The sequence below is a fragment of the Actinocorallia aurea genome, from assembly GCF_054783995.1.
The window spans coordinates 357,714-375,628 of sequence record NZ_BAAGPQ010000038.1; the positions used below are offsets into that span (position 1 = coordinate 357,714).

18 protein-coding genes and 1 riboswitch are annotated in these 17,915 nt (G+C 73.3%); of the genes, 8 read left to right on the forward strand and 10 right to left on the reverse strand.

Annotation, left to right across the window (positions count from 1 at the left end):
* The first annotated feature begins 9 nt into the window (after positions 1 to 9).
* The 3 genes from ACYVOM_RS39955 (at position 10) to ACYVOM_RS39965 (ending at position 1,674) form a co-directional block, all read left to right on the forward strand.
* Positions 10 to 726 (forward strand): protein phosphatase 2C domain-containing protein, encoded by a 717-nt coding sequence (locus ACYVOM_RS39955; RefSeq protein WP_460308838.1) that lies wholly within the window; start codon positions 10 to 12, stop codon positions 724 to 726.
* A 45-nt stretch (positions 727 to 771) separates the two neighbouring features.
* Complete coding sequence (locus ACYVOM_RS39960; protein ID WP_460308839.1) at positions 772 to 984, forward strand: DUF2277 family protein; 213 nt, start codon at positions 772 to 774, stop codon at positions 982 to 984.
* 84 nt (positions 985 to 1,068) lie between these two features.
* Entirely contained in the window at positions 1,069 to 1,674 is a 606-nt protein-coding gene (locus tag ACYVOM_RS39965; protein ID WP_460308840.1) for a hypothetical protein, read from the forward strand.
* Here the strand turns inward: ACYVOM_RS39965 and ACYVOM_RS39970 are convergent.
* From ACYVOM_RS39970 to ACYVOM_RS39990, 5 genes are all read right to left on the reverse strand, one after another.
* Complete coding sequence (locus ACYVOM_RS39970; protein WP_460308841.1) at positions 1,626 to 2,738, reverse strand: hypothetical protein; 1,113 nt, start codon at positions 2,736 to 2,738, stop codon at positions 1,626 to 1,628. The genes ACYVOM_RS39965 and ACYVOM_RS39970 overlap by 49 nt on opposite strands.
* A gap of 30 nt (positions 2,739 to 2,768) precedes the next feature.
* Positions 2,769 to 3,476: an adenosylcobinamide amidohydrolase gene (locus ACYVOM_RS39975; protein ID WP_460308842.1), complete on the reverse strand. Its 708-nt coding sequence runs from the start codon at positions 3,474 to 3,476 to the stop codon at positions 2,769 to 2,771.
* A gap of 63 nt (positions 3,477 to 3,539) precedes the next feature.
* Positions 3,540 to 4,301 (reverse strand): ABC transporter ATP-binding protein, encoded by a 762-nt coding sequence (locus ACYVOM_RS39980; protein WP_460308843.1) that lies wholly within the window; start codon positions 4,299 to 4,301, stop codon positions 3,540 to 3,542.
* Positions 4,298 to 5,305: a FecCD family ABC transporter permease gene (locus ACYVOM_RS39985; RefSeq protein ID WP_460308844.1), complete on the reverse strand. Its 1,008-nt coding sequence runs from the start codon at positions 5,303 to 5,305 to the stop codon at positions 4,298 to 4,300. Before ACYVOM_RS39985 ends, ACYVOM_RS39980 begins: the two co-directional genes overlap by 4 nt.
* 4 nt (positions 5,306 to 5,309) lie before the next feature.
* Complete coding sequence (locus tag ACYVOM_RS39990; protein ID WP_460308845.1) at positions 5,310 to 6,227, reverse strand: ABC transporter substrate-binding protein; 918 nt, start codon at positions 6,225 to 6,227, stop codon at positions 5,310 to 5,312.
* 85 nt (positions 6,228 to 6,312) lie between these two features.
* Positions 6,313 to 6,401: riboswitch (adenosylcobalamin (AdoCbl) riboswitch) on the reverse strand.
* A gap of 82 nt (positions 6,402 to 6,483) precedes the next feature.
* Here ACYVOM_RS39990 and ACYVOM_RS39995 point away from each other — a divergent pair.
* Positions 6,484 to 7,311: an RNA-guided endonuclease InsQ/TnpB family protein gene (locus ACYVOM_RS39995; protein WP_460308846.1), complete on the forward strand. Its 828-nt coding sequence runs from the start codon at positions 6,484 to 6,486 to the stop codon at positions 7,309 to 7,311.
* A 61-nt stretch (positions 7,312 to 7,372) separates the two neighbouring features.
* A complete protein-coding gene (locus tag ACYVOM_RS40000; protein ID WP_460308847.1) occupies positions 7,373 to 8,680 on the forward strand; it encodes a threonine/serine exporter family protein in 1,308 nt (435 codons plus the stop codon).
* Here ACYVOM_RS40000 and ACYVOM_RS40005 read toward each other — a convergent pair.
* The 4 genes from ACYVOM_RS40005 to ACYVOM_RS40020 are packed head-to-tail and all read right to left on the reverse strand — an operon-like array spanning position 8,670 to position 13,414.
* Positions 8,670 to 9,977, reverse strand: coding sequence for an AAA domain-containing protein (locus ACYVOM_RS40005; RefSeq protein ID WP_460308848.1), 1,308 nt, complete (start codon positions 9,975 to 9,977; stop codon positions 8,670 to 8,672). The two genes, ACYVOM_RS40000 and ACYVOM_RS40005, sit on opposite strands and share 11 nt — an antisense overlap.
* On the reverse strand, positions 9,964 to 11,511 hold the full coding sequence (locus tag ACYVOM_RS40010) for a hypothetical protein (protein WP_460308849.1): 1,548 nt from the start codon (positions 11,509 to 11,511) through the stop codon (positions 9,964 to 9,966). Before ACYVOM_RS40010 ends, ACYVOM_RS40005 begins: the two co-directional genes overlap by 14 nt.
* Positions 11,508 to 12,599 carry a hypothetical protein gene (locus tag ACYVOM_RS40015; protein ID WP_460308850.1) on the reverse strand — a complete coding sequence of 364 codons (1,092 nt, stop codon included), beginning with the start codon at positions 12,597 to 12,599 and terminating at the stop codon, positions 11,508 to 11,510. Before ACYVOM_RS40015 ends, ACYVOM_RS40010 begins: the two co-directional genes overlap by 4 nt.
* Positions 12,596 to 13,414 (reverse strand): hypothetical protein, encoded by an 819-nt coding sequence (locus ACYVOM_RS40020; RefSeq protein WP_460308851.1) that lies wholly within the window; start codon positions 13,412 to 13,414, stop codon positions 12,596 to 12,598. The genes ACYVOM_RS40015 and ACYVOM_RS40020 overlap by 4 nt, the downstream gene beginning before the upstream one ends.
* A gap of 143 nt (positions 13,415 to 13,557) precedes the next feature.
* Between ACYVOM_RS40020 and ACYVOM_RS40025 the strand changes: the two genes are divergently transcribed.
* From ACYVOM_RS40025 to ACYVOM_RS40035, 3 genes are all read left to right on the forward strand, one after another.
* Entirely contained in the window at positions 13,558 to 15,174 is a 1,617-nt protein-coding gene (locus ACYVOM_RS40025; protein WP_460308852.1) for an alkaline phosphatase D family protein, read from the forward strand.
* 83 nt (positions 15,175 to 15,257) lie between these two features.
* Complete coding sequence (locus ACYVOM_RS40030) at positions 15,258 to 15,698, forward strand: NUDIX hydrolase (RefSeq protein WP_460308853.1); 441 nt, start codon at positions 15,258 to 15,260, stop codon at positions 15,696 to 15,698.
* 189 nt (positions 15,699 to 15,887) lie between these two features.
* A complete protein-coding gene (locus tag ACYVOM_RS40035; RefSeq protein ID WP_460308854.1) occupies positions 15,888 to 16,808 on the forward strand; it encodes a hypothetical protein in 921 nt (306 codons plus the stop codon).
* Positions 16,809 to 16,815: 7 nt separating this feature from the next.
* Here the strand turns inward: ACYVOM_RS40035 and ACYVOM_RS40040 are convergent, their stop codons facing one another.
* Positions 16,816 to 17,817, reverse strand: a complete 1,002-nt coding sequence (locus tag ACYVOM_RS40040) for a hypothetical protein (protein WP_460308855.1) — start codon at positions 17,815 to 17,817, stop codon at positions 16,816 to 16,818.
* Positions 17,818 to 17,915 lie beyond the last annotated feature (98 nt).

The following is a 17,915-nucleotide window of genomic DNA, read 5'->3' on the forward strand; positions in this document are numbered from 1 at the left end:
GAGGCACGCATGAAGGTGAACTGGGCGACCCGGGCCGTGCCGGGCAGGGACTGGCCCAACGAGGACTTCGTCGCCGCGACGGACGGCGCGGTGGTGGTCCTCGACGGGTGCAGCCTGCCGCCGGGCACGGACCTCGGCTGCCGGCACGGAACCGCATGGTACGCCCGCACTCTGGGCCTTGAGCTGCTGGGGCGGATGCTGGACGCGCCGGAGGGGCCCCTGGACCGCGGGAACGCGCTGCGCGCCTGCCTGGCGGGCGCGATCGAGGCGGTGGCGCTGCGGCACACGGGCACCTGCGACCTCCGCCATCCGGCGACGCCGGCCGCGACGGTCCTCGCGCTGCGCGAGCGCCCGGAGGGCGTGGAGTACCTGGTGCTCGCCGACTCGGTGATGCTGCTGGACTCCGGAGACAGCGTCGAGGTCGTCTCCCGCGAGTACGCCCGCACCTACGCCGCCGCCGATCCGGCCGCGGCCTCCCGCGCGATCACCGGCGCCCGCCCGCCGGGCGCGCTGCGCCGCGCCGCCCTGCTCACCGACGGCGCCACCCGCCTCGCCGACCGCTTCAAGATCCTCGGCTGGCAGGAACTCCTGACCCTCCTCGCGGTGGACGGCCCCGAGGCCCTCATCGACCGGACCCGCGCCGCCGAGGAGGCCGACCCGCACTGCCGGCGCTGGCCCCGCACCAAGCGCCACGACGACGCCACGGCCGCCCTCTGCCTCCTGTAGAGCGCCCTCTGTGCCGCAGGGCGCGCGAGGGGCGATGATGGAGGCATGTGCAGGAGCATCAAGACGCTGAGGCCGCCGTTCACCGAGGACGCCACTGAGGACGACGTCCGTGCCGCCGCCCTCCAGTACGTCCGCAAGATCTCGGGCTTCCGGCAGCCCGCCGCGCACAACGCCGCGGCGTTCGAGGAGGCGGTGGCGGCCGTGGCCGAGGCCACCGCGGTCCTGCTGGACCGGCTGGAGGTCCGCGGCAGGTCCTGACCGGGCCCGTCAGGAAATCTCCGCGTGGGGCGTGCGCAGGTAACTCTTGTGCGCGGGCCGCCGTTGACCCCACGATAGGTGACCATGGGGCATAGTCCGGTTTCCGGTCCGCAGGTGACCGAGGAGGCGTTCCGTGCGGAACTGGCGGGCCGCGCCGTGTGGAAGCTGCTCGTGAAGAGCCTGGAGCTGTACCTGCCCGGCCACAAGGCGGTGCCCGGCGACGTGCGGTTCTCCTCCCGGCCCGGCCCCGCGCCGGTCTTCGCCGACGCCGCGGGCTTCGGCTTCCAGCTCCCGCGGGGCGTCGCGCGCCGCGAGGTCGACCGGGAGATCTTCGTGCGCGGCGATCGGGGCCGCCTGACCGGCATCGTCATCCGCGGCCCGTACGCGGCCGTGGGGAGCCGCGTCATCGACGCCGCGTCGCTCACCGCCTACGCCCGCAGGCTGACCTACCAGACCCTGTACGACCCGGCCGACGCCGATTCGGCGGGCTCGGCGGTGCGGGCCGCCAAGTCGCTGACCGACGTGGTCTTCCTCGACGACGAGACGGGCCTCGGCCTCGGCGTGGAACTCGACCGCGAGACGGGAAGGCCGCACGCCCGCCTGCTGGTCCGGATGGGTCCGGACGGGATCGTCGTGCAGGCCTATCCCGCGGCGGGACGGGCGGCCCAGGCCGTCAGGTCCCAGAACTGATGCACCGCGAGCTCACGCAGCCGCGCGGAGGCCGCGGCGGGGTCGGCGATCAGCCCGCGCCGCTCGAACTCGGTGCTCTGGACGTGCGTGAGCACCCCGCAGACCAGGGCGTCGGAGGTCCGGCTGACCACCAGCGGGCCGATCTTGGCGACGGCGCCTTCTGACTCGTGCAGCGCGCGCAGCAGCGCCCGGACCGAGGCGGCGTCGCCGCCCCCGCCGTGCCGGGCCGCGGTGAGGCCAGCGTCCATGGTGAGCGACAGCAGCAGTGAGGTGTAGCCGCCGCCCAGCTCCTCCAGCATCCGCCCGGTCAGGTAGTAGCGGGTCACGTCGTCCTCGACGTTGCGGAACCTGATCTGGAGGCCGCTGCCCTCGACGCAGCGCTCGTAGACGTCGGAGAGGACCTCGCGCAGGGCGGGGTCGGCCGACATGAGCGAGCCGCCCACGGTGGTGAGCGGCTCGGTCCCGTCGGCGAGGGTCGCGGTGATCGCGTGGTCCAGCTCGCCGGAGGCGTAGCCGAGGAGGTCGGAGACGACCTCCTCGATCTCCTCCAGGGCCGAGGACAGGTCGCGGTGCAGCTCCATGACGCGGCCGCGGTCGGTCTCCAGGTCGGCGATCCGCGACAGCGCCGCCTCCATGCGGGCCTCGCCGGTTCCGCCGGCGATCGCCGGGACGGTGAGGGGCACCTGGGCGGACTCCATGTCGATGAGCCTGCCGCGCAGCTCGGCGAGGACGTCGCGCTGCTTCTCCAGCTCGTGCAGCCGGATCGCCTGGGCCCGGATGTACTCCTCGGCGCGGTGCAGCAGCGATGACATCTCGTCGATGCGGCCGCCGTGCTGGCTGACCCGGAAGCCCAGGTCGGGCAGCATCCGCTGCTTGACCTCGGCGAGTTCCTCGTTCAGCTCGCGGCCCGTCGTCTCCAGCCGGTTGTGCTGGCGCAGCACCAGGTCGTGCAGGTCGCGCACCCTGCTGACGAACGCCTCGGCCTGGTACTTGGACTGCCTTCCGGCGTACAGCTCCAGGACCCCGACTGCCACGCAGAGCAGAACGAGGACGACGGTCAGCATCGCGCGCTCCTTGATCGGTTTACCGCGACTTTAACCCAACGTGCCCCGATCCGGCCGCTCGGAAGACCCGATGAGTCCCAGTCTGCGCCGGTAGCCGACGGCCCCGGCGAGGACCGCCGCGTGCACCGCCCGCGCGATCCTGGCGCCCCACACCGAGCGCGGTCCGGCGAACGGCTCGGGCTCGCCGCAGGTGAGGGCGGCGACGCACACCGCGTCGCTCGCGGTGCCCGAGCAGTCGTATCCGGCTTCGAGCAGGGCCTGCGTCTTGGCCTCGGTGGCGGTGAGGACGGCGTTCACCAGGGCCGCGTCCGACAGCGCCGCGGGCACGTCGACGACGATGTTGATCGTCCCGGGGCGGTATCCGGGCGTCACCATGGGAGCCAGCTCGGGGTCTTGGACGCCCTCCGGAGCGGCCGCCCATGTCGGGACCCTGAGGCCGACGGTGGCGACCGCGTGGACGCCGCCGTCCTCGCCCGTCTCGTGGGCGTTCACCTCCGCGGCCGTCAGCAGGCCGACGCCTGGGCCGTCGAGGCCGAAGCCGGAGGAGAGCTCGCCCAGGTGGACCACAGGGTCCATGCGCGAGTAGCCGCCCGGCACCTGCGCGTTGAGCACCCAGCCGCCTTCGGCGATGCCGCCGCCGACCATCCCCGAGGAGATCATGCGCCGGGGTCCGGACCGCCAGACCAGCGCGGGCAGGCGCGTACCGTCCTCCGCGCGCCAGACCGTCTCGATGTTCAACGCGGCTCCAGGTTCACGACGGCTCCAGGTTCATGACGGCTCGGGGTGCACGACGGCTCGGGTTCAAGGGCGCTCCAGCGCCAGCAGGGGCCGGCCGTCGGGCCCGTCGGTGACGCGCACGCGCGCGCCGAAGTGGGCGGCCACCAGGTCGGCGGTGAGCACCGCGCCGGGCGGTCCCGCGGCGGCGATCCTGCCGCCGGAGACGAGGGCGAGCTCGTCGGCGTACTGCCCGGCCGCGCCCAGGTCGTGCAGGGTGGTGACGACGGTCAGGCCCTCCTCGGCGCGCAGCTCGTCCAGGAGTTCCAGGACCTGCTGCTGGTGGCCGAGGTCGAGGGCGGTCGTCGGCTCGTCGAGGAGCAGGACGGGCGCCTGCTGCGCGAGCGCGCGGGCCAGCACGACCCTTTGGCGCTCGCCGCCGGACATCCGGCCGAGCCGCCGTCCCGCGAACCCGGTGAGGTCGAGCCGGGCCAGGGCGGCCTCCGCGACGGCCCGGTCGCGGGCCGTCTCGCGGGCGAAGTAGCCGAGGTAGGGGGCGCGTCCGAGGAGCGTGTAGTCGAAGACGGTCATGTCCTCGGGGAGGACGGGGTTCTGCGGCGCGTAAGCGATCGTCTTCGCTCGCTCGCGGCCACGGAACGCCGTACGCCCGGCCAAGGCGACCCGCCCGGAGCAGGGGAGCAGCCCCGCGACCGCTTGGAGCAGCGTGGACTTGCCCGCCCCGTTCGGTCCGACGACGGCCACCCATGAGCCCTCGGCCACGGTGAGCGTCACGCCGTCCAGGACGCGCCGCCCGTCGCGGTCCACGGTCAGGTCCGCGACCTCGATCACGACGGCCTCCCCCGGGACGAGCGCAGCACGGCGAGGAAGAACGGCGCCCCGACGAACGCCGTGACGACGCCCAGGGGCAGCTCCGCGGGCGCGACGACGGTCCTGGCGAGCAGGTCGGCGAGCACCAGGAACGCGGCCCCGCCCAGGAAGGACAGCGGCAATACCACCCGGAAGGAGCCCCCGGCCAGCATCCGCACGAGGTGCGGCACGACGATCCCGACGAACCCGATGAGCCCGCTCACCGCCACCGCGGACGCGGTCGCGAGGGACGCCGCGGCCAGCACCGTGAACCTCACCCGGGCGGCCCGCACCCCGAGGGACTCGGCCTCGTCGTCGCCGACCGCGAGGACGTCCAGGAGCCTCCCGTGCAGCAGCAGCACGACCGTGGAGACGAGCGCGTAGGGCGCGACCATGCCGAGCGTCTGCCAGGAGGCCCCCGACAGCCCGCCGAGGATCCACGTGTAGACCTGCTGGAGGTCCTCAAGGCGGCTCTGCTGCAGGAACGTCTGCGCGGCCGACAGGAACGACGAGACCGCCACGCCCGCGAGGATCAGCGTCCCCGTCCCGGGCCCCGCCGCCCGGCCGAGCAGGTAGGCGAGAGCGACCCCGGCGAGCGCCCCCGCGAACGCCGCGAGCGGCACGCCGAGCCGCGGCGCGACCGGCACGTAGAGGATGACCAGGGTCGCCCCGACGCCCGCGCCCGCCGCCGACCCGAGCAGGTACGGGTCGGCGAGCGGGTTGCGCAGGACGCCCTGGTAGCCCGCGCCCGCGAGCGCCAGCAGCCCGCCGACGAGCGCGCCGAGCAGCACCCGGGGCAGGCGCAGTTCGAAGACCAGCGCCTCCTCCATCGCCGACAGCCCCGACGGCAGCCCGGCGACGGCCTTGAGCACCGCGCCGGGCGGCAGCGCGATCGCGCCGACGAGCAGCCCGGCCGCGAGGGACGCCACCAGCACCGCCAGCGCGACCGCCAGCGGCACCGGGCGGAGCCGGGCACGAGAGCGCATCGGGTCAGGCCGCGGCCTTCTTGACGGCTTCGGAGATGTCCTCGATCAGTTCGGGCAGGCGCGGGCCCCAGCGGGAGGCGATGTCGTCGTCGAGCGTCACGACGCCGCCGGACTTGACCGCGGTGAGCCCCGACCAGCCCGCGCGCCCGGCGACGGTCTCGGCGGACTGGCCCGCGCCCTTGGCATCGGCGAGGAAGATCAGCTTCGGGTCGGCCTTGAGCACGGCCTCCGCCGACAGCTGCGGATAGCCGGTGCCCTGCTTGTCGGCCCCGTCGGCGATGTTCTCCAGCCCGAACAGGCCGTAGATCTGGCCCAGGAAGGTCTTCGACGTGATCGTGTAGAGGTCGGTGGTGACCTCGTGGAAGTAGGTGATCCCCGAACCGTCCGGCACGGCCTTCACCGCGGCGTCGATCCGGTCGCGCATGTCCTTGACGACGTCGGCGGCCTCCGCGGACCTGCCGGTGGCCGTGCCGAGGTCGGCGATCTGGTCGTAGGAGTCGTCCAGGACCGTCGCGGCGGGCTCCAGGACGACCGGGATCTTCAGCTTGCCGAGGGCGGCGACGATCCCGTCCATGTCGTCGGACAGGACCACGAGGTCGGGCTTGTACCCGGCGATCGCCTCGGCGTTCGGCTTGAAGCCCGACAGGTCGGTGCGGGGGGCCTCTTCGGGGAAGGTGGAGTAGTCGCTCACGGCCACGACCTGCTCGCCCGCGCCGATGGCGAACAGCATTTCGGTGGTGGTCGGGGACAGCGAGACGATCCGCGCGGCAGGGCCGGGCAGCGTCACCGAGCCGTTGGCGGCCTCGACGGTGACGGGCCCGGCGGACGGCGCCGCGGACGAGGTCTCCTCGGACGTGCCGGACGAGCCGCAGCCCGCGGCGAGGGGGAGGAGCAGCAGCAGAGCGCCCAGCGCGCGTCGCATTCGGTGGCCTTCCTGAGGGGGCCGGCGGCTGAGACGAGCGCCCGGCGGGGGCGGCCCGCCCTTCCGCCGAGGGTCGAGTACCGCTTGCGCAAGCGAGGCGGCCTGGCTTCGCCGAGAGGCGATCACAGTTGCGGGACAGCGCCGGATTCACACCGGACTTCGCTCACTTGCGCAGCTCGCACGGTATCGCAAAGACTTGACCAGGTCCGCGACGGGGTCGGCCCGCCCAGCGCTCCTCTGACTACTAAGCCATGCCTTGGCTCGGGCGTTCGGGTGTGCGCGGGTGGTGTTCAACGACGCCCTGCGTGCCCGAGAGGAGGCACACGCGGCGGGCCTGCCGTATCTGTCGGATGGGGATCTGTCGAAGCTGGTCATCACGCGGGCGAAGAGGACGCCGGAGCGGTCCTGGTTGGGTGAGGTGTCGGCGGTGGTGCTGCAGCAGGCCCTGGCAGATCTCAACCGCGCGTACCGGAACTTCTTCGCTTCCCTCACCGGTAAGCGCAAGGGCCCGAAGGTGGCCCGGCCCCGGTACCGGTCGCGCAAGGACCGCAGGCAGGCGGTCCGGTTCACCCGCAACGCCCAGTTCAGGGTGACTGCGGCAGGGAGGTTGCGGTTGCCGAAGATCGGTGATGTTCGGGTCCGCTGGTCGCGGCCTCTGCCGGCTGAGCCGTCGTCGGTGACGGTGATTCTGGACGCTGCGGGCCGGTACTACGCCTCGTTCGTGATCGACGTGAACGGCGAGGCACTGCCCGAGACCGATCGAGTGGTCGGCGTCATCGGGATGCTGGAGTACAAGGCCGTCCGTTACGGACGTACCTTGATCAGAATCGGCCGTTTCGAGCCCACCTCGCAGGTCTGTTCGGTGTGCGGGGTGAAGGACGGGCCGAAGCCGCTCGATGTCCGGTCGTGGATATGTCAGCGGTGTGCGGCTGTCCATGATCGGGATGTGAATGCGGCGGTCAACGTCGCCAGGGCCGCCGGGCTGGCGGTGTCGGCCTGTGGAGCGCGGGTAAGACCGGGAGTGATCCCGGCGCAGCGTGGTGAAGCAGGAACGCACTCCAAGCTCACGCCTGTACGGGTGTAGCAGGGGAGAACTCCCGCCCGTCAGGCGGGGAGGAGGTCAAGCTCGCGCCCGGGAGGCAGGGTTGCAGGAGCGCACCGAGGAGCAGGCCGCCTATCTGGCGATGGAACTCGCGCTGCGGGTCGGCGAGCTGATGCTGGCGGGCGGCGAGTCGGCCGAGAGCGTGGAGCGGGCGGTCTCCGGGTTCGGCCGCGCGCTCGGCATGCCCGCCCGCTCGGAGGTGAACGTCACGCTCTCGGCGATCTCGGTGTCGTACCTGCCGGGCCATGGGCGTCCCCCGGTCACCGGGGAGCGGGCGATCCGCCGCCGGGTCCCGGACTTCACCAGGGTCGTCGCGGTCGACCGGCTCGTCGCCGAGACCGAGCGCGGCGAGCTGACCATCGAGGAGGCCGCCGAGAGCCTGCGCCGGATCATCTCCGGCCCCGGCCCCTACCCGTGGTGGGTGCACGCGCCGACCCTGGCCGTCCTGGCGGGCGCGGGCGCGGTCCTCGTCGGCGGCGGGGCGCTGTCGGCCTTCGGCGCGTTCATCGCGACCCTGGTCGGCGACCGGGTGGCGGCCCGCCTCGGCTCGCGCGGCGTCTCGGAGTTCCTCCAGACCGCCCTCGCCGCGGGACTCGCCGCGACCCTCGCGGCGGCGCTCGTCTGGCTCGACGTCGAGGTGCGGGCCGGGGCGGTGATCATCGGCGTGGTGATCGCGCTCATCCCGGGGCGGGCGCTGGTCGCCAGCCTCCAGGACGGCATCGCGGGCGACTACGTGACGGGCTCGATCCGCCTCGTCGAGGCGATCTACATCATCGCCGCGATCCTCAGCGGCGTCGGGTTCACCATCTACGTGGCGGCCCGCATGGGCGTCCCGATCTCCCTGGAGCACCTGCCGCTCGCCCGGCTGACCGCGGGCAGCTCCGTCATCGCCGCGGGCGTGATCTCCGCGGCCTTCGCGGTGCACGTCGTCGCGCCGCCGCTGTGGGTGCTGCCCGGGGCGGTCGGCGGGCTGGTGAGCTGGACGATCTTCACAAATCTGCTGCGCCAGGACGTCGCGGCCCCCGCCGCGACCCTCGTGGCGACGCTCGTCGTCGGCCTGTTCATGACCGCGCTCGCCCGCTACCGGGGCGTCCCGCCGATCGTCGCGGTGGTGCCGTGCGTCGCACCGCTCATGCCCGGCTCCCTCATGTACCGGGGCCTGCTGGAGATGACGACGGGGCACACCCAGACCGGTCTGGTCACCCTGGTGGAGGCACTGTCGACCGCGCTGGCGCTCGGCGCGGGCGTCATCCTGGGCGGCGAGCTGCTGCGGGCGATCCGGCCCGTCCGGGCGACCGCCGCGCAGCTTCTGTCGCCGGTCGCCCGCCGGGAGCGGCGCGTCAGGCAGTGACCCGGTAGTTCTCCAGGTGGGCCAGGACGGACTGGTTGGCCTCCCAGCCGTCCGGGAACTTCACCGGCGTGCCGAGGTGCACCGGGCCCGTCGAAGGGTGCGCGTCGAGGAGGTCGGGGATGCCCGCCCGGGCCACCATCACGCACGCGTGCCGGTGCCGGGAGGCCAGAACGCACAGGCGGCCCGCCTGGAGGTGGAACTCGGTGGCGTCGCGGCGGCCCGACAGCGGGTGCAGCACCACCGTCACGTCGTACTCGCGGCCCTGGAGCCGGTTCGCGGTGTCCACGGTGATGCCGGTCCCGGCCAGCCGCGCCTTGATCGCGGCGACCTGGTCGCGGTGCGCCGCGCCGACCGCGATCCGGTCGGCGGTGACGGGCTTGTCGGCGCCGTCGGAGGTGGCGATCGCGCCGCGGTGCAGCACCCGGGTGGCCAGCGCGGCGGTGGCGGCGACGGCCTCGGCGTCGGTCCGGATCGTGTGCTTGCGGGGCAGCTCGTACAGGCTCCAGCCGGACGCCGCCGCGATGTCGAGCGCGTCGTCGTAGGCGCCGATGCCGGCCGCGCCGAACTTCAGCAGCCGGTCGCCGTGCTCGGTGCCGGCGCGGAACCCGGTGTAGGGGTAGAACGCGTCGGAGACGACGGGCGCGGCCGAGGCGGGCAGCCGCCACGACACCGGGAGGCGGTGCACCGGGAGGTCGGGGTTGTGCGCGAGCAGCACCGAGACCGCCGACTGGGTCGGGTCCCACGACTGGCCCGCCCAGCGTCCGGCGTCGACCGTGGAGAACGGGTCGAGCTGGCCCGGGTCGCCCACGAACAGGGCCCGCTCGAACCGGGCCGCGATCCGCAGCAGCGCGTCCGAGCGCATCTGGTAGGCCTCATCGACGATCGCCCACGACCAGGTGCCGTCGGAGACCGTCGCCCACTTGGCGGCGGTCGCGATGACGAGCGGGACCCCGGCGAGCGCGTCGATCTTCGGGCTGATCAGGACGTTCGGCAGCTTCACGCGCTCGCTCGGGCTGTAGTCGCCGGCCGAAAGCCGCCCGATCACCAGCTCCGACGTCTTCGCGCACAGCCGCTCGATGAGGTCGTCGACCTGCTCGTTCGTCTGCGCGACGATCATCAGCCGCTCGCCCGCCTCGGTGAGGTGCAGCGCGGCCTTCACCACGAGCGTCGACTTGCCCGCGCCGGGCGGCGAGTCCACGACCACGCCGCGGTGGCTCCCGTCGGCGAGGTCGGCGAGCACTCCGGCGACCGCGGCGTCGGCGAGCGCGCCGGGGGAGCCGAGGTCAAGCGCGCTCATGGGTCATCTCCTCGGCGGTCGTCTCGTTCGGCTCCAGAAGAAGCGACTCGGGCGGCCCGCCGTGGGTCCAGGGGGTGTCCTCGGGCTCGGGCAGGGTCCCGCCGGGCCGGAACTCGTCGGTGAAGGCGGTGAAGCACATGCGCTGGCCCTGTTCGGGGACCGAGCCGGGCAGCGGCTTCTTGGAGTTGCCCATCCCGTTCTCGATCCGCAGCGTCACCAGGCTCGTGCCCTGCCCTGCCTCCACCACCTCCAGGACCTCGGCCTTCTGGGTGCGGGACGCGTTGTGCACGACCGCGCCGGGCTCCAGCCGGAGCCGGTCCCGCGTGCCGATCGTCACCAGCGGGCGGCGCAGGCCCTTCTCGTTGACGTTCTCGGGGTCCACCCACTGGACGTCGCCTTGGAAGGCCTCCCCGGTGAGCCGGTGCTCGGCCATGACGAGCGGGTCGTCCAGCGCGCGCTGCACCGAGTACCGGGAGGCCGCGGCCTCCAGCGAGGCGAGCCTGCGCGCCGCCGCGACGGCCCCGTCGTGGCGAGCCTGCGGGACGCCTTCGTCGAGGGACTCCTCGAAGTTGGTGAAGGACTGCCGGTCGCCCTCGAAGCGGCTGGGCACGTGCGGGGCCTCGGGCAGCTCGCGCAGCAGGGCGACCGCGTGCCACATCAGCCGCCAGGTCGGCTCCATCTGCTCGGCGAGCCGCTCGCGCAGCAGCTCCTCGGCGTGCTCGCGGGCGGGGCCCTCGGGCGCGGTGTCGAACGCGGTGATCATCGGCGCGAGGATCTCGTTGTCGAACGTCGGGTCGGTGGCCGGCCCCGCGGGCGGCACCGTCAGCGGGTCCTCGGCGAGCTCGGCCATCTGCCTGCCCGTCGGGTGCGGTCCGGGGGAGGGCGCGCCCATGAGCGCGGCCAGGCCCGGTCCGGGGTCGATCCAGCCGAGCAGGGCGGCCAGGTTGCCGTCCTCCATCGGCGACTGCCCGGACGCCCAGTGCGCGCCGAGCAGCTCCGTCATCGCGCACAGGGCGCTCGCGCCCGGGTAGTCCGAGCGGTCGGCGAACCACGTCAGCCAGCGGCCGAGCACCGGCACCTCGGGCGCGACCGGCCACTCGCCGTCGGTCTGCCGGAACCGGGTCGCCCGGCCGGCCATGCGCAGGAAGTCGATCGCGGCCCGGTTCGGCACGAGGATCTGGGGCGCGTCGAGATAGCGCTCGTAGGTCTCGCCCTTGCGCTCGCCGCGCTTGATCTCGATCGTCTCCGCGGTCGCGGTGGCCGCCGCGACCTCGCCGAGGACGACCCGGCCCAGGTCGGCGAAGAACGCGAACCGCAGGTCCCGGTTGCGCGGCTGCGGCACCATCAGCACCCGCGCCTTGTCCGGATGGTTGCCGACCATCGCCGCGAGCGGGGCCGCCGCCTCGCCCGCGAGCTTCAGCGGGATGAGGACCAGCGGGTCCTCGGCGAGCCGCACGTGCCGGACGCTCGCCAGCGGCACCGCCCGGCCGTCGCGCAGCGCCTTCATGCGCGCCACCGCGTTCAGGACGCTCATCGGGCGACCTCCTCCAGCAGGCGCAGCGCCTCGCGCAGCTCCTCGGCGATCTCCTTCTGGTCCTCGTCCTCCGGCTCCGCGCCGCCCGCGACGTCGAGCGCCTCGTCCACCTTGGTGATCCCGCCGAGCTGGTCGCCGAGGGTGCGGCCGAGCTGGTCGACCGAGCCGCACGCGCGGGCCTCGGCCCGGCAGTACAGCGACAGGTCGCAGTGGGTGCGGCAGCCCGGCTCGTACCGGGCGTCGATCGCCTGGACCGACGCGCCGAGCCCCTCGTCCATCGCGAAGGTGACGTCCTCGGGCAGGGCGTCGAGCAGCGCGTCGATCCGCTGCATCCGCTGGAGCTGCCGCCGGATGACGCCGAGCTGCTGGCGCACGTCGACGAGGGTCGCGGTGGGCCGGTTGGTGAAGTTCTCCGGACAGACCAGGATGACCCGGTCGGCGACCAGGGACTCGTCGTAGCCGAGCTCCGTCATGAGCCGCCGCAGCGCGAGCACGTAGACGGCCGACTGGCGGGCCGCCGCGGCGACCTGCTCGGGGTTGGCGCGGCCGTCGACGATCGGGAACGACTTGATCTCGATGACGTGGAAGGCGCCCTCGAACCGGAAGGCGATGACGTCGGGCTCCAGGTAGACCGGGTGGCCGCCGACCTCCAGCCGCAGCAGCGGATGGTCGAACAGGGTCCCCTCGCCCTCCACCGCGCGCTTGAGGAGCTGCTTGGTGCGCGCGTACCGGACCTCCCGGCTGATGTTCCCGCCGACCTCCTCCAGGTCGGCGTACTCCGACTCGGCGACGGGCAGGCCCAGCTTCTCGCGCAGCAGCCCGTACAGGGGCGCGCAGCCGTCGGCCTTGACCGTCGCCTCGAAGGCGTTGCCGCGGGTGATCGCGAACTGGGAGCGGCCGAAGTGCGGCGGATGGCCGAGGAACCGGGCGATCTGCGCCTTGTCGGCGCCCGCGGCGTCCAGCAGGGCGCGGCGCTTGCAGCCGGGGTTCGTGGTGAGCGCGGCGATGCTGCGCGCGTCGTGGTTGCGGGGCGGGGCGTCCCCGCGCATCTTGTCGAGCCGCGCGTCCACGGCCTCCAGCGCGCTCACGAGCCGATCCCGAGGGCGCGGGTGTTCTGCAGGCGGGCGCCGAAGAGCTGGGCGACCGGTTCGAGCTGGCGGGCGGCCCGCTCGGCGGCCTCGGCGCGGTGCGCGGCGTCGGCGTCGCGGTGCACGTCGAGTTCGGCGTGCGCGGCGGCGCGGACCGCCGAGAGGTCCACGGTGCCCTGGACGCCCGCGGCGCGGGGTATCCCGGCGGAGAAGCGCCACAGCAGGCGGCGCGCGGCGGGTCCCGGCTCGGCGTCCAGCCGCTCCAGGTGCTCGGTGACGCGAACGGCCGCGGTGAGGAAGTCCACCCGCGGGCTGAGCGGGCCGACCATCCGGGTGGCCGCGGGCCAGGTGCTCACCGCGAGCAGCCCGCGCGCGGGCGCCAGCAGGTCGGAGGTGAGCGCCGCGCACAGGTAGAACGGACGGGTGTGCGGCCCCGAGCGGAACGAGCGCTCCTCGTCGCGGCGCAGGCTGGTGAGCTGCCCCGCGTTCAGCGGGCCCGCGTAGAACGCCTCGTGGACGCTCTGGATCAGCTTGGGCGCGGCGGGCACGCCGAGCAGGGTGAGCGCGTGGTGCACCTGGTCGCGGACCGGGATCAGCCGCGCGGTCTCGGCGGGCGCGGCGACGGAGGGCGCCATGACCGCGGTGTCCCAGGCCTGCTCCAGGCGGCGCAGTTCCGCGCGCAGCACCCGGGCGGCGGCCCTGTCACCGCGGCCGACCGCGCGCCGGACGTCGGTGCGCAGGGCGGCGATCCGCTGTTCGATGTGATCCGCGGAGTCGCCCGCCGAGGGATCGGGGGAAGGGGCGTCGTGCGACATGCGGTGGAGGTTACCGGAAGTTCCCGTGAGTTCCAGGGTTTTCCAGTGACCTCAGGCGTGTCGTGTCGTCCCGGTGAATACTCTGTGGCCTTCTGCGGCCGTACCTATTGTCAGCTTCGCCACGCTGATTACCTTCGGCCCTTGTGACCCACCTCAATCGCCGCGACGCACTGAAGCTGGGCGGCACCGGAGCCGCCCTGGCCCTCATGGCCCCGGCCGCCGCGTCCGCCGCCTCCGACCCCCTCTTCGCCCACGGCGTCGCCTCCGGCGACCCGCTGCCCGACGGCGTCATCCTGTGGACCAGGGTGACGCCCGTCCCCGAAGCGCTCCCCGGCAGCGGTGCCGGACCGCAGATCCAGGTCTCCTGGCAGATCGCCGAAGACGCCGCCTTCACCACCGTGGCCGCCTCGGGCGTCTTCGCCACGGGCCCCGAGCGCGACCACACCGTCAAGGTGGACGTGCGGGGACTGCGCCCCGGAACCGCCTACCACTACAGGTTCACCTACGGGGACTCCTCCTCGCCGACCGGACGGACCCGCACCGCGCCCGCCGCCGACGCCGCCGTGGACTCCCTGGCCTTCGGCGTCGTCTCCTGCTCGAACTGGGAGGCGGGCTTCTTCTCCTCCTACCGCCACCTCGCCGCGCGCGAGGACCTCTTCGGGATCATCCACCTCGGCGACTACATCTACGAGTACGGCTCCGGCGGTTACACCGCGGGCGGGGACGTCGTGCGGGAGACCGCGCCGAAGCACGAGATCCTGAACCTCGCCGACTACCGGATCCGGCACGCCTCCTACAAGACCGACGCCGACCTCCAGGCCGCCCACGCCCGGCACCCGTGGCTGATCGTCTGGGACGACCACGAGGTCGCCAACGACGCGTGGGCCGGCGGCGCGGAGAACCACGACCCCGCCACCGAGGGCGACTACGCGGCCCGCAAGGCGGCCTCCCACCAGGCCTACCAGGAGTGGATGCCCGTCCGGTTCTCCCCGGAGGGCGCCATCTACCGGTCACTGAAATTCGGCTCCCTCGCCGAGGTGGTCCTCATGGACCTGCGGTCCTACCGCTCCCTCCAGGAGGGCGGCCTGGCCGTCGACGACCCCGCCCGGACGATGACGGGCGCGGCCCAGATGGCCTGGCTGAAGGACACCCTCGCGGCGAGCACCGCGCGCTGGCGGGTCGTCGGCACCTCGGTGATGATCAGCCCGCTCGTGCTGGGCTCGCTCACCGCCGAGACCCTCGGCCCGATCGCCGAACTGCTCGGCCTGGAGTTCCCGCTGCCCAAGGGCGGCTACACCCTCAACCCCGACCAGTGGGACGGCTACACCGCCGACCGCGCGACGCTGCTGGGCGCGCTCAACGCGCGCGGCAAGGGCGACACCGTCTTCCTCACCGGCGACATCCACACGAGCTGGGCCAACGAGGTGCCGCTCGCGGCCGGGACGTATCCGATCAGCCCCTCGGTGGCGACGGAGTTCGTCGTCCCGTCGGTCACCAGCGACAACATCGACGACATCCTCGGCGCGGGCCCCCGCACCGCGTCCCTCGCCATCGAGTCGGCGATCGGGGTCACCAACCGGCACGTGCGCTGGACGAACCTGGACGACCACGGCTTCGGCGTGTTCACCGTCGGGCAGGCGCAGACCCGGATGGACTGGTACTTCCTGTCCGACCGCAAGAACCCCGCGGCGACCGCGCGCAAGGCGGTCTCCTACACGACCGCGCACGGCACCGCGAAGCTCACGCGCGCCTGGGGCTGAGCGTTCCCGCTCCGCACCCGTCCCGCTCCCCGATGCCGGGGGAGCGGGACGCTTCGGGGCGTTCCGGTGAAAGACTCGGGGCCGTGGACGATGTGATCAGAAGAAGGCTCAGGGTCGCCGCGTACGCGGTCGTCGTGGAGGACGGGCGGATCCTGCTCGCCCGGTTCATCGGCGGGGAGCGGCCCCGCTGGATCCTGCCCGGCGGCGGCCTGGAGCACGGCGAGGACCCCGCCGACGCGGTGCTGCGCGAGCTGACCGAGGAGACCGGCTACACCGGCAGGATCATCCGCCTGCTCGGCCTGCACTCCTTCCACTGGCCCGACCGCGACTGGGACGGCGAGGTCGTCGACTTCCACGGGCTGCGGGTGCTCTACGAGGTCGCCCGCACCGGCGGCGAACTGCGGTTCGAGACGGATAACTCCACCGACCGCGCCGAATGGTTCGCCCTCGACGAGATCGGCGGCCTCGACCTCATGGACCAGGTGCAGATCGCACTGCGCATGTGGCGCGAGCACGCTGACTGACCCGAACATCTATGCGATAGTAGAACAGAATATCGAGCTTCCCGTGGGCCCGTCGGATCGGTGGTCCGCTACGAGGTGGTCCGCTACGAGGTGGTCCGCTACGAGGTGGTCCGTCGCGCAGTGGTCCGTCGCGCAGTAGTTCGTCGCGCAGTGGTCCGCAGGCCCGCCCAGCCCGGTGAAGGAGCGGCCATGACCCCCGTCCTGGAACTGCTGACGCACCCGCGGCCCGCCGAGCCGGCCCGTCCGGTGCCGGTGGTCGATGCCGACCGTGCCCGTGAACTCGCCCTCGACGCCTGGCGCGAGGCCGGGCTCACCAGCACCGAGGGCCGCGTGCACTTCCTCGGCACGGTCGACGGCTGGCTCGCCCGAGGCTGGGGCGTCGCCTTCTACGGGACCGGGGCCGCGGTCACCCTGTACAGCTGCGGGGAACCCGGGTCCTGGCTGCCCGGTACCCCGCCCCGCCGCCTTACCCGGCCGCGCGGCTCGGGAAGGCTGCTGGGCGCGTACTCCGGGGAGCCGCTCTTCCCCGGAGACAAGTCCGACTACCGCCCGGCGGAGGCGCCGCCGGGCGCCGGGCAAGCCGCCTCCGGCCAGGCGGAGCTGGCTCTGGGCGTGTTCGGCGAGGACCTCTACCTCATGGACTACGCCGAGGCGGAGGCCGGTGTGGCAAGGCTGGACGCCGCCTTCAGCGCCCGCACCTATGGCGAGGCCCGTGCCTTCGGCCTCGACGTCGACGACCGGCGGCGCTGCCTCGACTACTACGTCGAACTCGTCTGCCGCGTTCACGAGGACGTCGACGAGGGCCATCTGCGCGCCCGCTCAACCAGCGACCTGTGGCAGGCCGTCCGCCCCGCCGACGACCAGCCGTTCGACGTGGACGAGCACCCGTGCTTCGGCGACAGCGGCTGGCGGCCCGTCCCGACCGTCCGCGGCCCCTGGGCGGACGGCCCGTTCCGCGAGCGGTTCGGTCCGATCGAGCGGGAGTGGCCGTCCGGACGCGAGCACCTGCCCGCCCGGCACGTCAACGCGGTCCTCGCGCACCTGCGTGGGCAGGGCTGGTCGGTGGCGCGCGACGACTCGCTGTACGCCGCCTTCTGGCCGGACGCCTGAGCCCGGCTCAGTCCTGCCGCTCGCCCTTCCAGACCCGCAGGTCGAACGTCACCCTGCGCGGCTTCACACGGCTGCTCTGCACGGTGAGCAGCGCGACCGCGCCCCGGTCGGTGACGACGCAGAGGCGCCGCCCCTTCTCCAGCTCCTCCTCCTCGGCGACGGTGAGCCAGTCCTTGATGCCGGCGCAGTCCTCGTAGCCCGGATCGCCGCCCTTCGGCAGGACGGCGAGGCGCCGGTCGGTGGCGTACAGCGCGCCCGCGACGAAGTAGACGTCGCCCTTGAAGGCGTCGTCCTTGGGCTCGCCCTCCAGCAGCACGATGTGGCTGCTGTCGGTCATCGCCACGTCCCTTTTGCCGAGGAGCTGCTCGCCGACCTTCTTCTCGGTCCACTTGCCCTCGTAGGGGTCGTCGGGCGAGGCGTCGTCGCTGAGGATCTGGAGGGCGACGAGCACGACGAGCGCGCCCACGACCAGCGTCGTGAGCCGCATCTGGCCGGAGCCGGACCTGCCCTTCTCCGCGGACTCGGCGGCCTTCTTGCCGAGCACGGCCCTGCGGACGAGCTGCGCGTTGTTGCGGCGCCGGGGAGGCGGCGGGGGAGGCGGCTTGATCATCTCGTGCACCTCCCCGGCGACCTTGCGCGCGCCGACGAGCCGCAGCAGTTGCGCCATCGTGCGCAGCGCGTGGTCCTCCTCGGCCGGGGTGAACGCGCCGTTCTCGAGGCGGGCCGCCACCGCCAGGACGATGCCCGCGATGCGGACGCCCGGCTGCGGGAGCACCTTCGGCTCACAGAAGACCGGATCCTCGGTGATGATCCGCAGCATCAGCCGGGTGTCGTCGAGGGAGTGCTCGACGAGTTCGCCGAGCCGAGCCGTGTCCTCTTTCGACCGGATGGCGAGCCATTGCGCCCCGTGGCGGGCGCGCATCTGCTTGTCGACGTAGGGGGCGATGCCCTTCCCCACGAGGGCGAGTCCGTCCGCCACCCGCTGGTGATTGCCCGGAACCGGCGTCATTCCGGCAGCGTAGCGCTGACCCGGCCACCACGTCCGCCTTCGACATGTCCCCATTTTCTGGGCATTTTGTCCCGGGTGCCGGGCACCTGTGCGGGGGC

What these genes read in the sequence shown, in the direction of transcription:
- ACYVOM_RS39955 (WP_460308838.1), top strand. Translation starts at nt 10, where the DNA reads ATGAAGGTGAACTGGGCGACCCGGGCCGTGCCGGGCAGGGACTGGCCC.
- ACYVOM_RS39960 (WP_460308839.1), top strand. Translation starts at nt 772, where the DNA reads ATGTGCAGGAGCATCAAGACGCTGAGGCCGCCGTTCACCGAGGACGCC.
- ACYVOM_RS39965 (WP_460308840.1), top strand. Translation starts at nt 1,069, where the DNA reads ATGGGGCATAGTCCGGTTTCCGGTCCGCAGGTGACCGAGGAGGCGTTC.
- ACYVOM_RS39970 (WP_460308841.1), bottom strand. Translation starts at nt 2,738, where the DNA reads ATGCTGACCGTCGTCCTCGTTCTGCTCTGCGTGGCAGTCGGGGTCCTG.
- ACYVOM_RS39985 (WP_460308844.1), bottom strand. Translation starts at nt 5,305, where the DNA reads ATGCGCTCTCGTGCCCGGCTCCGCCCGGTGCCGCTGGCGGTCGCGCTG.
- ACYVOM_RS39990 (WP_460308845.1), bottom strand. Translation starts at nt 6,227, where the DNA reads ATGCGACGCGCGCTGGGCGCTCTGCTGCTGCTCCTCCCCCTCGCCGCG.
- ACYVOM_RS40005 (WP_460308848.1), bottom strand. Translation starts at nt 9,977, where the DNA reads ATGAGCGCGCTTGACCTCGGCTCCCCCGGCGCGCTCGCCGACGCCGCG.
- ACYVOM_RS40010 (WP_460308849.1), bottom strand. Translation starts at nt 11,511, where the DNA reads ATGAGCGTCCTGAACGCGGTGGCGCGCATGAAGGCGCTGCGCGACGGC.
- ACYVOM_RS40020 (WP_460308851.1), bottom strand. Translation starts at nt 13,414, where the DNA reads ATGTCGCACGACGCCCCTTCCCCCGATCCCTCGGCGGGCGACTCCGCG.
- ACYVOM_RS40035 (WP_460308854.1), top strand. Translation starts at nt 15,888, where the DNA reads ATGACCCCCGTCCTGGAACTGCTGACGCACCCGCGGCCCGCCGAGCCG.
- ACYVOM_RS40040 (WP_460308855.1), bottom strand. Translation starts at nt 17,817, where the DNA reads ATGACGCCGGTTCCGGGCAATCACCAGCGGGTGGCGGACGGACTCGCC.